This is a genomic window from Paenibacillus sp. FW126-R14, assembly GCF_058789495.1.
In genome coordinates this window covers 49,064-62,416 of the sequence record NZ_JBYTBS010000033.1, presented here as the reverse complement: position 1 = coordinate 62,416, position 13,353 = coordinate 49,064, and the positions used below count along the sequence as shown (strand labels likewise).

The window sequence follows — 13,353 nt, the reverse complement described above, 5'->3', positions numbered from 1 at the left end:
CCGCCTTTTTCCCTTAAATCCGTAGTCCTTAGGTGCCAATGATGCGAGCAAACCAAGGTGAAACCGTATGAATGAAGAATCGCGATGCCATGGGAATGTTCCAATGCATATACTTGCTGAAGAAGAGACCTAGCGCGAGAAACGTGAAAATACCGTAAGTGATCCTGATCGATCCTTTCTCTTGCCTGAGCATCCTTTGATCGATGAGCAGCGAGCCTGCCATGGTAACCAGAAAACATAGCATAAAGATGCCATCCATCGTTTACATCCCCTCATCGATAACATTCTTGTTGATCAGACCGGTTTCCGGAATGGAAGCATTGACATGAATACGGAATTCAGCTTCTTTAAAGTAATCTTTCCAGTTCTTTTCGATGTTTTCGTACCACTCGTTCGGATAGCTCCGCCAAACGATCAAACCGAGCTGGGCGGAATCGGTTCCTTCTTTTTGCATTTGCTTAACGGTCGATTGGATGGACTTGCTGATTTGCTCCGCGAACTTCCGTTCAACCTTCCGCATCACTTCGGCTTTGTTCAGATCAAGGTTTGATAAGTCCTCACGAACGGCGCCGGACGCGTCGATGACTACGTCGAAAATAACTTTATCTTTCTGAAGCAGCGGTTTGATTCTCGTTTGCCCTTTGGTCACAAGGATGGACATCTCTTTGCCATCTGACGGAAAAGTGAACATATGTTCCTTGACTTGATTTCTGAGCCACAAGAGCCCCTCGGATTCTTGCTTCTCGTAAATCCCAACCAGACGGTCGCCTTTAAACTGCCCGTAGCCAATCATCTGGATTTCCGGCGATGGCTTCTTGGAGCCTTGAGACTCTTTAGGTACCAAGAATGTCAAGATCGGATCGCTGTTGAAGCTTAAAACGATGCCGATATCCTTCGTGGAAGTCCCTATGGACTGCCGGGAATTGGTCAGCTCGCGAATGACTTCGGCCGGGAAACGTTCGAATTTGGGCTCGGTGTTCATCAAGTCAGAGCCCTTGCCTTTGGTTACGACCAGAAAGGAGGTCATGCGGCTCTCCGGCGATCGGGGGACGCTGTCGAACATCACGCCGATGCCTTGCTTGGCCAGCTTCTCCCCGATGACAATGGTTCTCCGGTGCGAGAGAAACAAGCGGCGCGACATGCGCTTCTGCAGCTTGTTGGTCGCCTCCCGCACAGTGTCCCCAACCTCGGAGTCGATGTAATAGCTTTTGCCGCCGGCCGTGCCGCCGCCGCCGCCGCTTGCTCCTCCCATAGAGCCGGGGAGAGGCAGCAAGTAGGATACGCGGTATTTGCCGTCATCCTCCAGATCGACAGAGGAGGTAAGGACGAACGCGATATCGTTGGTTTCGGTGCGGTCCCAGCAGCCAGTCAGGCAAACGAAGGAGGGAATCAGCAGAGCAAGCAGGCCAAGCCGCTTAAGATGAGCCATTCTTATTTCCCTCCTCGCTGGAATGATGCGCATGCGGAATGGAGCTTCCATCTAAGCCTCCGTCCTGCATGATTTGTTGCGATAGCTTATCATCCATGCGCTGCGCATCTTGAACAGGCAAAAATTCCGGACGCTTCTCGAGCTGCCACCAGGGAGCGCGCACGAAGACATCTTTGATGTCGCCGGAAGATAAAGGGCCAAGCGGCGACAAGTACGGAACCCCGAAGGAGCGCAGATTCGCCATATGCCCAATCAGAATCATTAGCGAGAAGAAGATGCCATAGAAGCCAAAGAGCGCCCCCGCCATAAGAAAGGGGAAACGCAGCATGCGGATGGCGATCGCGCCGTTAAAGCGCGGGATTGTGAAGGAAGCGATCCCGGTAATCGAAACAACGATAACCATTGGCGCTGAAACGATACCGGCTTGCACGGCCGCCTGCCCCACGACCAGCGCCCCTAAGATGGAAACCGCGGAGCCGACCGCTTTGGGCAAGCGGATGCCGGCTTCCCGCAGCGCCTCGAATGTAATCTCCATGATGAACGCTTCAACGACGGCGGGAAACGGAATGGCTTCCCTGGAAGCGGCAACGCTTAACATCAATGTCGTCGGTAGTAGTTCTTGATGGAACGTCGTAATCGCAACATACAGAGCAGGCGTAGTCAGCGATAAAAAAACGAAGACGTAACGAAGCATCCGCAAGAGCGAACCGATTTGGAACCGCTCGTAGTAGTCTTCGCTCGTTTGCATCGTCTGGATAAAAACGAAGGGGACGATGAGCGCGAATGGCGTGCCATCCGTGAGGATGGTCACCCGCCCTTGCATCAGCGCACCGGCTACGACGTCAGGCCGCTCCGTATACTGTATCTGCGGGAAGGGAGAGTACGCATTGTCCTGAATCAGTTCTTCAATCATGCCGGACTCCAGGATCGCGTCGATCTTAATGAGTTCAAGCCGCTTGATCACCTCCTCGACAAGAGAGGGCATGGCGAGATCGTCCATATAGCAGACGACGATATTGGTGTTGCTTTCTTTGCCGATGCACATGGACTTCATTTTGAGCCTCGGCGTTTTGAGCTTGCGGCGGATCATCGAGGTGTTCGTGCGAATGCTCTCCACGAACCCCTCCTTCGGTCCGCGCACGACGGTTTCCGTCTCCGGCTCCGCGACGGAGCGCTTCTCTGTTCCGCGGATGCCGAGCAGAATCGCTTTCGCGTTGCCTTCGACGAGCAGGGCGGCGTCCCCGCCCAGCACGGAAACGAGCAGGTCTCCGTAATTGCTGGAGATCTGTGTTTGGGACACGGGCAGAATCGCTCCCGCGATCCGCTCGATGGCCGTTTCACCGCCGCCCAGCAGCATCAACGATTTCATCGTGTCATTCAGCAGCTGGGTGTTTGTAAGTCCATCCACGAAAAGCAGCAGAGCGGGGATGTTCGGCTCAATTTCGAATTCACGGACAACCACATCGGAGCAATCCTGGAAGATCGCTTTGATGAAACCGTGATTATCCTCCAAGAGAAGCGAAAGCTCCGTTTTCTTCAGCTCTTCAATGAACTGATAGTCCAGTGAATCTTGAAGTTCCATCTGCTCGCTGTTAGTATCGCCGCCCTGCCTGTGTGATGCGCGTTTGCGCAGGATGCTTTTCATCAATGAATTGGATGTTTTGACCATACAAATGGCACCTCCTGAAGGCAGCGGAATGAAGATTGTAGGAATGCGGTTATTATTCTCTGCGAAATAAAGGATTTTATTACGAAAGTTGGAAAAATTTATTAGAGGTGATCTTTGAAGGCAGGTGAGTATAGGGAAGAAATCCTTGGCAAAAGCTAATGTGACAAGGAAATCGAAGCATATTCAGGAACTTGGGCGGGAGAGAGGACGGAGCTTATGGTTTGGGTAGTGTGTTTGCTGCTTCTATTCATCTTTCAGACGGCCACTATACTCATCGGTGAGTACAAGCGGCCCGCCAAGACAGTAGCTTGGCTGCTCGTATTGTTTATTTTTCCAATTATCGGCTTTATCATGTACTACTTTTTAGCAAAGGAATATTCCCAGCGCAGAATTGTACAACGCAGAGGACGCCGTAAAAGTGCGGAAATCAGACATCAGTGGTTGGACTTGGAGAGCCAAAGCCAGGGGAGAAATGAACAGAAATACCCGCTCTATGAAGATTCGCGGCTTTGCGGGATGCTGCATAATATTCCGGGCTCGGCGATTTCGCCGAATAATCGGGTGGAGGTGTTAAGAAACGCGAATGTCACTTATGACGAGATGCTGAAGGCGATTGAAAAGGCGAAGAAGCATATCCATTTTGAATTTTATACGATTCGGCATGATGCTGCAGGCATGAGATTTCAAGAGGCTCTCATTCGCAAGGCGAAGGAAGGGGTTCAGGTGCGGGTCATTTATGACGGGGTCGGCTCTTACTCGCTTTCGAAAGAGTATATAAACCGGTTCAAACAAGCCGGGATCGAGATCCATCCTTTTCTGAGACCTCTGATCGCGTTTTTCGATAAACGAATGAATTACCGCAATCACCGTAAAATCATTGTTATCGACGGGCTGGTGGGCTTTGTCGGCGGCATTAATATCGGGGATGAATACTTGGGGGGAAACGCAAAGCTGGGCTTCTGGCGGGACACGCATCTTAAGTTGTATGGTGACTCGGTGTATTATTTGCAGCAGACATTTATGACCGATTGGTTGTTCGTTAGCGGCGAGCGATTGGTAGGCGATTCGTTGTACCCCGAGCATCATGAACCGAGAGCTTCCTTGGTGCAGGTCATTTCCAGCGGTCCGGACGCCTACTGGGATGCGATTCAGGAGATGTTCTTTGCGGGCATTGTCGCAGCCAAGAAGCGGATCTACATGACCACGCCCTACTTTATTCCGGATGCCAGCATCACTATGGCGCTCAAAACGGCCGTCATCAGCGGCGTCGATGTCCGCATCATCCTCCCATACAAAGCGGACTCCCGCATCGTGCAGTATGCTTCCCGCTCCTACTTGCTGGAGCTTATGGAGGCGGGGGTACAGTTCTATTTGTACCGCAAGGGGTTCATGCATGCCAAAGTCATGATCATCGATCAGATCATGGCTACGGTTGGCACGGCCAATGTGGATATGCGCAGTTTCTTCAGCAACTTTGAATTAAATGCGGTTATGTTTAACCGGGACGTGATTGATCGCCTGGAGGCGGACTTTCTAATGGATTTAAAAGAAAGCGATGAGCTGAAATTGCCGGAATTCGAGCAGCGGTCGCGGATGGAGAAGATGAAGGAAGTGATTGCGAGGCTGCTCTCTCCTTTATTTTAATTAGTAGTTTCTTTTGGAACTACTAATGGCTCAGGCGGGCTAGAATAGCGTCCAGATTTTGATGGGGAACCCTTTCGATCAGGTCGCCGTACTTCCGTAACCGATCAAGGACGGTATGTAAATTGAATTCACGGGGACTAGGGCGCAGCTCAACCTCTTTCCATAACAGGGGAGTGGAGACGGAGGCGTCTTTTTTGGCGCGTGGCGTATATGGTGCGGACAGCGTTTTCCCGTACCAATGCTGAAGGTAGTCGATATAGATTTTATCTCCGCGGTTTTTCTTAAATCGTTCGATGGTAAACAGATTAGGGTAAATTTTGACGACATAGGACGCGATGAAATAGCCGATTTTCCGCAGCTGTTCGAACGTGTAGCCGGGCTGGATCGGAATGTAAATTTGCACGCCGGTGGCGCCGGAAGTTTTGGCAATAGATTGTATGTGCAGGGAGTCCAGCACTTCCCCGATAATATGGGCGGCTTCCATAATGCGCGGCTCTTCTTCCAAGGTGGGATCGATGTCGATGACCCATTCCGCAGGCAGCTTTTCCCCGATCCGGTGGAAAGAGGGATGGAACTCCAGGCAAGCCAGGTTCCCTAGCCAAAGCAAAGTAGGCAAGGAGTCTAGATTGATATAGTTAATGCCGTCGAGCGGAGCCAATTTTACGAAGTCAGGTACCGGATCGGGGGCGTTTTTCTGATAGAAAGACTTGTGATCGTAGCCATTAGGAAAACGGATGGTCGTTAAGTGCCGATTGCGGCAATATCGCAGCAGATAAGGGGACAGATCGGATAATTTGGCAATGTAATCCGCTTTCGTAATGCCCGCTTCAGGCCAGAGAAGCTTATTGGGATTGGTGATGGTCAGCTCATGTCCTTCCACGAGCAGTGTTCCTTTGGTTGTAACGGCCATGGGATGCTCCTCCTGTACAAAGTTGTAGTCTGATTATTCCCTTTCGGACGGCTTCTCAAACTTTTGCATGGCGCTTTTACGTCCGGAATTACCTTTTCCTTGACAAGATAGGGCGAATTTCAGATGATTGCGTCATATGCAAGGCATGCGATAGTGGAAATTTTTGCAAAAGGAGGAGAAGGAAAGAATGACGATGGCGATATTGATTTTCATTGCTGCGGGGCTTGCTGAAATTGGCGGGGGTTATTTGGTTTGGTTGTGGCTGCGTGAATCGAAGCCTCTCTGGTATGGAGTGATAGGGAGTTTGATCCTCATTGCGTATGGGATCATCCCAACCTTGCAGAGCTTCCCCTCCTTCGGAAGGGTGTACGCAGCCTATGGAGGCGTATTCGTTATACTTGCGGTTCTCTGGGGCTGGGTGATCGATAAAAAAACGCCGGATCTCTATGACTGGACAGGAGCCATTGTCTGCGTCATAGGCGTGTCCATTATGTTATGGGCTCCAAGAAGTTAAAGGGCAGATCTTAGGTATCTTAGGCAAAAACGCTCAACCATAGATACAGACCGAGCAATGTGATGAACAAGGTAGGAAGCGTAAGAACAATACCGATTTTAAAATAAGTCCCCCAAGTGATGGTCACGCCTTTTTTGGAAAGAACATGAAGCCACAGCAGCGTCGCCAGCGACCCGATCGGAGTCATTTTCGGACCTAAATCAGAGCCGATCACATTGGCATAAATGAGCGCTTCCCGCACAATGCCTTCGGTCCCGGTGCCTTGGATCGCCAGCGCGCCGATCATGACCGTCGGCAAATTGTTCATCACCGAGGACAGAATAGCGGCAAGGAAGCCCATCCCCATAGAGGCGGCCAATAGCCCCTTCCCCGAAACAACTTTAAGCAGTTCCCCCAGCGCGTCGGTTAAGCCGGCGTTTTTCAAGCCGTATACGACAACGTACATGCCAATTGAGAAAATAACGATTGCCCACGGGGCATCTTTGACGATCTGCTTTGTTTGGACCGCCGTGCTGGTGCGAGCGAGCAGAATGAACATCAGCGCAGCCGCTCCGACAATGAACGAAACGGGAATTTTGATGAATCCGCTGGCCAAGTAGGCCGCTAAAAGAACGCCTAGAATGACCCAGGATAATCGGAAAAGCCGAAGATCCTTAATGGCGTGGGATGGATGCTTGAGATGCGTCTTATCGTAATCCGCCGGAATGTCTTTCCTGAAATAAAGATACAGCACAAGCAGGCTTGCCCCGAGTGAAAATAGGCTGGTGACAAACATGCGGCTGGCATAGGTCGCAAAATCAATGTGGAAAAAATCGGCGGAAACAATATTCACCAAGTTGCTGACAACGAAGGGAATGGAGGTCGTATCCGCGATAAAGCCGCTTGCCATAATGAAGGGGAGAATCATTTTATCCGGAAATTTCAAAGCCCTTACCATAGCCAGAACAATTGGCGTTAAGATGAGCGCTGCGCCGTCATTTGCAAAGAAAGCCGAAACGGCTGCGCCGAGCAGAATGACGTAGATGAACATAAGTTTGCCATTCCCTTTGGCCATTCGCGCCATATGCAGAGCTGCCCACTCGAAGAACCCGATATGATCAAGGATTAATGAGATCAAAATAATGCCGACAAATGCGAGTGTCGCGTTCCAAACGATCCCTGTCACCGTTGCGACATCCTGCAGGGAAACAACTTGAAAAAGCAGTGCAAGCACAGCGCCCGCCGAAGCGGACCAGCCAATGTTAAGTCCCTTAGGCTGCCAAATCACAAAAGTAATCGTAAGTAAAAAAATAAGGACAGCTAAATATGCCATGTGTTCCTCCTGACGCGGATTTCTTCAACATTTTCATAGTTCCAATTGCTTTTGTCAATGATTAAATCAGCTCATGCGAAAAAGATGACAGACCGTACCTTTGTATCGGAGTAGTATGTTACAATGATGTATCTTATTTTCGAGGAGAAGCGTATGTCAAAAGAACGATTACCGAAAGCGGTCTACGAGCAGTTAGCGATGTTTCGCTATCAAATTCGCAAGTTTATTCATTTCAGTGAGTCGGCAGCACGAGCGCATGGGCTTACGCCGCAGTACCATCAGCTTATGCTGGCGATCATGGGGTTCCCGGGACGGGATTACGCTACGCCGAAGGAGCTTGCCGAACGCCTGCAAGTTACGCCGCACGCCTGTGTGGAATTGATTAACCGCTGCGAGCAGCTTGAACTCGTGTACCGGGCGCCGAATCCCGATGACGGGCGGAGCATCTTTATTCGACTGTCGGAGTCCGGCATGCGCATTTTGGAGGACCTGTCGGAGATTCATATGAATGAGCTTAAAAATATTGGGCTTTTGGAATTTCCTGAATAAGATGAGTTTACGTGTTATGTAATATTACATTCGATGGGTTAAATCAGTTGTTTAGTGAAAAAACATCACATTAATGTCATGTTAATTAACATTAATACTTGATTTTCATCGCAGTGCGATATATATTTTGATGTAAGAGGTATAACGACGTTCGAATCATGTCACTTTTTTTACAACATTACAAAAATCAACTCGTGCAAGCTGCACGTTAGCGCTGGTGAACCAATATGACAACAACCAAAGTAAAAAGCGTCTGTCCCTATTGCGGAGTCGGCTGCGGAATTGTGCTTGAGGTATCTGGAAACCGGGTGCTCAAGGTGACGGGGGATAAAGAGCATCCGACCAATTATGGAAGATTGTGTACCAAAGGCAGTACCTGTCATCAAGCTATCGCGGAATCCGGCCGCATGGAATACGCTTATAAGCGCTTGTCGCGCAAGAAAGAACCAATCGCAATCGGAATGGCCGATGCGATCAGCATGACGGCGAGAGGATTGCGCGCGATTCTCGACAAGCACGGCCCGGACGCCCTGTCTTTCTATGTGTCGGGTCAAATGTCGCTGGAAGCCCAGTACCTCATCAACAAGCTGGCCAAGGGCTACGTGCGAACAAACAACATCGAATCCAATTCACGCTTGTGCATGGCTAGCGCAGGCAGCGGCTACAAGCTGTCGCTCGGGGCGGACGGTCCGCCGGGCTCGTATCAGGATATGGACAGCACTGATTTGTTTTTCGTGATTGGGGCCAATATGGCAGACTGCCATCCCATTCTCTATCTGCGCATGATGGATCGGGTGAAACAGGGAGCAAAGCTGATTGTGGTAGATCCCCGCCGCCATACTGGGGCAGAGAAGGCAGACCTTTTTATGCAGATTAAACCGGGGACGGATCTTGCGCTTCTGAACGGGATTTTGCACTTGCTGGTCAAAAACGGCCACACCAATCCGGCTTTTATTGAGGAGTTCACGTCCGGCTGGGAAAGCATGCCGTCATTTCTGGAGAACTATCCGCCTGACCACGTTGCTGAAATAACGGGCATCCCCGAAGCGGATATTCGCAAAGCGGCAGCATGGATCGGCGAATCGCCGGAATGGATGACGTGCTGGACGATGGGGCTGAATCAGAGCACCCACGGCACGTGGCACACCAACGCCATCTGCAACCTGCATCTGGCAACAGGCAAAATATGCCGCCCCGGAAGCGGCCCCTTCTCCCTTACGGGTCAACCTAATGCAATGGGAGGGCGGGAGATGGGCTACATGGGTCCTGGCTTGCCCGGACAGCGATCGGTGCTCGTTCAAGCCGACCGGGATTTCATGGAGGACATGTGGAACATTCCGCACGGCACGTTGAAGACGGAGGCAGGTACTGGCACCGTGTCGATGTTCGAGAGTATGATGGCCGGAGATATCAAAGCCTGCTGGATTATTTGCACGAATCCGGCAGCAACGGTGCCGAACCGGAAGAATGTGATTGCAGGCTTGGAGGCCGCCGAGCTGGTCATCGCGCAGGATGCATTCTTCGAGACGGAGACGAATCGATATGCCGACATCCTGCTGCCGGGCGCCCTCTGGGCGGAGGGCGAAGGCGTAATGATCAACTCCGAGCGGAATTTGACGCTGCTGGAGAAGGCCGTGGAGCCGCCAGGCGAAGCCATGCCGGATTGGCAAATCATCGCCCGGGTTGCGTGCGAGATGGGATATGCCGCAGGATTCACTTACGCCTCATCCGCCGAGGTGTATCAGGAAATCCAGCGGGCTTGGAATCCCAAGACCGGGTACGACATCCGGGGGGCCTCTTATGAACGGCTGCGCCAAACGCCTGTGCAGTGGCCGGCTGCCCCGGGAAGCGGAAACGATCGCAATCCGATCCGGTATTTGAACGATGGGATTAGCAGGCAGCGGAAGGAACTTCCGGATGGCAGCCATCCGCGCATCGTTTTCGCTACGGAGAGCGGCAAGGGCGTTTTTCTTGCCCGTCCGTATGTGCCGCCGGCGGAAATGCCGGATGCTGACTTTCCTTTTGTACTGAATACAGGACGCTTGCAGCATCAATGGCACACCATGACGAAGACGGGAAAGATTGCCAAGCTTAACAAACTGAACCCCGGTCCATTCGTAGAAATTCACCCTGAGGATGCAGCCGCGCTCGGCATTAAGGATCAAGACCGCATCGAAATTAGCTCGCGCCGCGGGCTGGCGATACTCCCGGCGGTTGTTACCGATCGCGTAAGGCCGGGGAATTGCTTCGCTCCCTTTCATTGGAATGATATGTTCGGCGAGAAGCTTGCCGTCAATGAGGTGACGAGCGATGCGGTGGATCACATTTCGTTTCAGCCGGAATTAAAGTTTTGCGCGGTATCATTGACGAAACAGAAGGAGGAAGTGAAGATGGCTACGATGGCACCTGTCGACACGCTGGCTGCGATGCTGGGCGTTCAATCCTCTCCCATGATGACGCTGGAAAGTCATGAGAAGCTGTACCTTTCTGGATTTCTGACCAGTTTGCGAGCGGATGAATCGCGTCCGGTGCCCGGTATTCCGGTTCTGCCTCCGACGGCGCCGTTGGAACCGTCCAAGCGATATTGGCTGGATGGCTTGCTGGCCGGTATGTTTTCCCGTACGTATCTTCCTGAAGCCGCCGCTGAGCCAGAGTCGGTACAAGTGCCGGCGGAAACTCCGCAAGAGGTGCAGGCAGCCCCGTCAACGCCTTCTGACCAAGCGGCTGTCACGATTCTATGGGCCTCGCAAACGGGAAATGCAGAAGGCGCGGCGATCCAATGCGCACAAAAAATGCAAGAGGCCGGCTATAACGTTCGTCTCTTGAATATGAAAGACTGCGCGCCGGCTGATTTGATCTCTGAACGATACGTCTTGTTCCTGGTCAGCACGTTCGGCGCCGGCGATCCGCCGGATAACGGCGCAAGCTTCTGGCAGTGGCTGCAGGGAGAAAGCATGCCACGGTTGTCTGAGCTGCGTTATGCGGTGCTAGCCTTCGGGGATGCCAACTATGATCTGTTTTGCGGCTTCGGGCGCAAACTGGATGAGCGCTTGGAGCAGCTCGGCGCTAAACGCCTGAACGGGCGTGTAGATTGCGACACCGACTATGAGGCGCAGGCCGCGGCTTGGATGAATAGTGTCGTGAAGAAGCTAAGAGAGCCGATTCCCGCTGAGAATCCTACAACCTATGACCGGAATCATCCGTTAGCGGCGCGGCTTGTCCAGAACCGGCTTTTGAACGGGGAAGGTTCTGAGAAAGAAACCCGTCATTACGTGTTTGACCTTACTGCTAGCGGGCTGCGTTATGAGGCGGGAGACGCACTTGGCGTATGGCCGGTCAATGATGGGAAGATCGTCTCCGATCTATTGGAGGCCGTCAAGCTGGACCCGTCCACGCAGGTAGCTCTTAAAGACAAAGGACAAATGACCATAACCGAGGCGCTGCAGCGGCATTGCGAAATCTCCAGGGTTACACCGGGGCTGCTGGAATTTGTTCAGGAGCGTGCAGAAAGCGCGATGCTCGGAAATCTGATCAAGAACAAGCCGGAATTGAAAAAGTGGCTCTGGGGACGTCAGTTGGTCGACGTGTTACAAGCTTTTCCGCTGCGTGTTTCCGTCACGGCAGAGGAGCTGCTGCAAGTGCTGAAACCGCTGCAGCCAAGGCTGTATTCCATTTCGTCCAGTCCCCTGGCGAATCCTGACGAGGTTCATATTACGGTATCAACCGTTCGTTACGAAACGGAGGGTGGGCCGCGGACCGGCGTCTGTTCCGGTTTTCTGGCGGATCGCGTCCATGGTCTGGATGAGGTTAGACTTTTTATCCAAAAGTCCCAGCACTTCAGGCCACCGGCCAATCCGGATGCAGGGATGATCATGGTCGGCCCGGGTACCGGAGTCGGACCGTTCCGGGGCTTTCTTCAAGAGCGTCAAGCTATGGGGGCGAAGGGGAAGAATTGGCTCTTTTTCGGCGAGCAGCGAGCGGCGTGCGATTTCTACTTTAAGGAGGAGCTCGAGACCATGCTGCAGGAGGGTGTTCTCCACCGGCTGGACACTGCTTTTTCCCGCGATCAGGCGGAGAAAATCTATGTCCAGCAACGCATGCTGGAGCATGGGGCAGAGCTGTGGGAATGGTTGAAGGGCGGCGCTCACTTCTATATCTGTGGAGATGCCGCCACCATGGCCAAAGAGGTCGATGCCACGCTGAAGCAAATCATTCGGCAGCATAGCGGCATGAGCGCAAGTGAAACGGAAAGCTATGTGAAAGAGATGTCGCGGACCAAACGGTATGCGAAAGACGTCTATTAAGTCTCAAATAAGATGCGCCCCGTCTGGGATAGATCATATCCTTGGATGGGGCGAAGTTCGTTATGGAAGGCTTCGGAGCGCAGGACGTCGATGACGCCTTGCAGCCATTCCTGATTCTCCGGTTTCTTCAGCATGACGAGATCGACGCGCTCCTGAATGAGCGGAATGAAGTCAACGCCCCCGACCATATGGGCGGCTTTCTCAATGCCTACGCCGAAATCTCCTTCCCCGGTGGCTACTTTGCCCGCTACGCCCATATGGTTCGATTCCTCCTGCTCATAACCGATCATATCCCGATAGGAAATGCCGTGCAGCCGGAGTTGTTCATCGAGCAAAACGCGCGCGCCCGAGCCTTTTTCGCGGTTAATCAGCCGAAGGCCCTTTTGCTGCAGGTCGGCCCAAGTTTGGAGCTTCTTGGGGTTTCCTTGTTGAACATAGAGACCTGCTGTTCTGGAGAGGAGATTGATCACAACATAGGAAGAGCCGATCAGTATTTTTCGAACGTAAGGAATATTGTATTCTCCCGTGTCGCCGTCCAGGAGATGTGTGCTTACGATATCGGTTTCGCCTTTATACATGGCGATTAGGCTGTCCAGGCTCCCTACGTAGGAGCGGAGAGGTCTGCTATTAGGAACTTTTCGCTCGATATGTTTGGCCAAAATGTCCAAGCCGATATCCTGTCCCGTGATGACAAGAGCATGTTTCGGAGAGGGGGCAGCACCCTGCGACGGTATTGAAGGCGCCAGTTCCGCGCTGTCCGTTCTATCCGTTCTTTCCGTTTTGTCCGTTCTGGGCGTACTCACTCTGCCGCTCTTGGCACGAGTTTTATAAGCCTCCAGGTCCGAGGCGTCGACACGCATTTGCTTGCCTACCCGGTAGGCGGGCAGATCCCCTTTTTTAATGAGATCGTAGACCGTTAGTTTGGAGATTTTTAAAAGCTTCGCTATATCTTCGGTGGTATAGGAGATATCGGCTGTCATGGTCATCCTCCGTAGCCTGTCTGGTTAAATTCGTTATCCTCT

10 protein-coding genes are annotated in these 13,353 nt (G+C 52.2%); 4 read left to right on the top strand and 6 right to left on the bottom strand.

Annotated features, from left to right (window positions below):
* Positions 1–28 precede the first annotated feature (28 nt).
* The 3 genes from AC3WRW_RS20125 to AC3WRW_RS20115 are packed head-to-tail and all read right to left on the bottom strand — an operon-like array spanning position 29 to position 3,011.
* Complete coding sequence (locus AC3WRW_RS20125; RefSeq protein ID WP_492548082.1) at positions 29–259, bottom strand: hypothetical protein; 231 nt, start codon at positions 257–259, stop codon at positions 29–31.
* Between the two features lie 3 nt (positions 260–262).
* Entirely contained in the window at positions 263–1,429 is a 1,167-nt protein-coding gene (locus tag AC3WRW_RS20120; RefSeq protein WP_492548081.1) for a Ger(x)C family spore germination protein, read from the bottom strand.
* A complete protein-coding gene (locus AC3WRW_RS20115; protein ID WP_492548096.1) occupies positions 1,416–3,011 on the bottom strand; it encodes a spore germination protein in 1,596 nt (531 codons plus the stop codon). Before AC3WRW_RS20115 ends, AC3WRW_RS20120 begins: the two co-directional genes overlap by 14 nt.
* Before the next feature lie 303 nt (positions 3,012–3,314).
* On the opposite strand from AC3WRW_RS20115, the gene cls reads away from it, so the two are divergent.
* Positions 3,315–4,742 carry a cardiolipin synthase gene (gene cls, locus AC3WRW_RS20110; protein ID WP_492548080.1) on the top strand — a complete coding sequence of 476 codons (1,428 nt, stop codon included), beginning with the start codon at positions 3,315–3,317 and terminating at the stop codon, positions 4,740–4,742.
* A 22-nt stretch (positions 4,743–4,764) separates the two neighbouring features.
* Here the strand turns inward: cls and ligD are convergent, their stop codons facing one another.
* The gene (gene ligD, locus AC3WRW_RS20105) at positions 4,765–5,652 is read right to left on the bottom strand and encodes a non-homologous end-joining DNA ligase (RefSeq protein WP_492548079.1); all 888 of its coding nucleotides are present in this window, start codon (positions 5,650–5,652) and stop codon (positions 4,765–4,767) included.
* A gap of 187 nt (positions 5,653–5,839) precedes the next feature.
* On the opposite strand from ligD, the gene AC3WRW_RS20100 reads away from it, so the two are divergent.
* Positions 5,840–6,166, top strand: coding sequence for a YnfA family protein (locus AC3WRW_RS20100; protein ID WP_492548078.1), 327 nt, complete (start codon positions 5,840–5,842; stop codon positions 6,164–6,166).
* Positions 6,167–6,185: 19 nt separating this feature from the next.
* On the opposite strand, the gene AC3WRW_RS20095 is transcribed toward AC3WRW_RS20100, so the two are convergent.
* The gene (locus AC3WRW_RS20095) at positions 6,186–7,478 is read right to left on the bottom strand and encodes an arsenic transporter (protein ID WP_492548077.1); all 1,293 of its coding nucleotides are present in this window, start codon (positions 7,476–7,478) and stop codon (positions 6,186–6,188) included.
* 153 nt (positions 7,479–7,631) lie between these two features.
* Here AC3WRW_RS20095 and AC3WRW_RS20090 point away from each other — a divergent pair, with 153 nt between their 5' ends.
* Positions 7,632–8,027: a MarR family winged helix-turn-helix transcriptional regulator gene (locus AC3WRW_RS20090; RefSeq protein WP_492548076.1), complete on the top strand. Its 396-nt coding sequence runs from the start codon at positions 7,632–7,634 to the stop codon at positions 8,025–8,027.
* A gap of 227 nt (positions 8,028–8,254) precedes the next feature.
* The gene (locus AC3WRW_RS20085) at positions 8,255–12,331 is read left to right on the top strand and encodes a sulfite reductase subunit alpha (protein ID WP_492548075.1); all 4,077 of its coding nucleotides are present in this window, start codon (positions 8,255–8,257) and stop codon (positions 12,329–12,331) included.
* Here AC3WRW_RS20085 and AC3WRW_RS20080 read toward each other — a convergent pair.
* Positions 12,328–13,311, bottom strand: coding sequence for a substrate-binding domain-containing protein (locus AC3WRW_RS20080; protein WP_492548074.1), 984 nt, complete (start codon positions 13,309–13,311; stop codon positions 12,328–12,330). The genes AC3WRW_RS20085 and AC3WRW_RS20080 overlap by 4 nt on opposite strands.
* Between the last annotated feature and the right edge of the window lie 42 nt (positions 13,312–13,353).